The sequence below is a fragment of the Mesorhizobium sp. M1A.F.Ca.IN.020.06.1.1 genome (assembly GCF_004023265.1).
GTDB lineage: Bacteria > Pseudomonadota > Alphaproteobacteria > Rhizobiales > Rhizobiaceae > Mesorhizobium.
Map to the genome: position 1 here is coordinate 1 of NZ_RZSR01001411.1, position 1,061 is coordinate 1,061.

Below are 1,061 nucleotides of genomic sequence, written 5' to 3' on the forward strand. Positions count from 1 at the left end.
CCATTATCTTGCGGCTTCCGTGTACCGTTACGTGGCGAAAGTTTCTCCCGCTAGGGTTTATTAACGACAGGGAATGGAAATAGGCTCCGCAGCAGCAATGGGGGACGCGGGTATGCAGCTGGTTGCAGGCGAACTTCGACTTAGCGCGAGTGACTTGGTAGGCCATCTAAGTTGCCATCATCTGAGCGTCCTTGACCGGGCCGTTGCGGAGGGACAGCTCGCAAAGCCAACCTACTGGGACCCGCAACTGGAAGTTCTGCGGGAGCGCGGCGCCGTGCACGAACGGAACTTCGTGCAGCATTTGATCGACAGCGGATTGGAGACAACACAAATCGACGGCGTCGACATTTCGGACGCGGCCGTTGCTGCGACCCTCCGGTCGATGGCAGCGGGCACCGAGGTCATCGTCCAGGGAGCGTTGCGCCACGGCCGTTGGGGCGGTCGGGCCGACATCCTGCGGCGTGTGGAGAAGCCGAGCAACCTTGGTGCCTGGTCGTACGAGGTGCTCGACACTAAGCTCGCACGGGAAACGAAGGCGGGAACGGTACTTCAGCTCTGCCTCTACTCCGACCTGCTGGAGCGAGCGCAAGGCCTTGCGCCGGATCACATGCATGTCGTCGCCCCGTGGTCCGATTTCGTGCCGCAGACGTTCCGCTTCGCCGACTACGCGGCCTACTATCGGCAAGCAAAGCGTCGGTTCGAGCAGTCGCTTGAGCAGGAGGATGCTCCGGCCACGTATCCCGACCCGACCGCTCACTGCGACATTTGCCGCTGGTATGACGCGTGCGATCACAAGAGGCGAGAGGACGACCATCCCTCCCTGATCGCCAGCGTCACGAAAGTCCAGATTAACGAGTTCGCGCAACATGGCGCCGCGACGATGGCCGGCATCGCTGCGCTCGCCCTTCCCCTTCCCTGGCGTCCCGAACGTGGGTCGGTCGGCTCGTACCATCGCGTTCGGGAACAGGCGCGCGTACAGGTGGAGGCGCGGGAAACCGGAGAGCGCAAATTCGAGATGCTTGAGATCGAGCCGGGGTTCGGACTGGCGCGCCTTCCTGAAC

Annotated in this window: 1 protein-coding gene; it reads left to right on the forward strand. The window is 62.6% G+C overall.

Annotation, left to right across the window (positions count from 1 at the left end; all coding sequences use genetic code 11):
* Nucleotides 1–112 precede the first annotated feature (112 nt).
* Nucleotides 113–1,061 (forward strand): TM0106 family RecB-like putative nuclease (locus EOA60_RS34445; protein WP_164899832.1); only part of this gene is annotated, 949 nt, incomplete at its 3' end.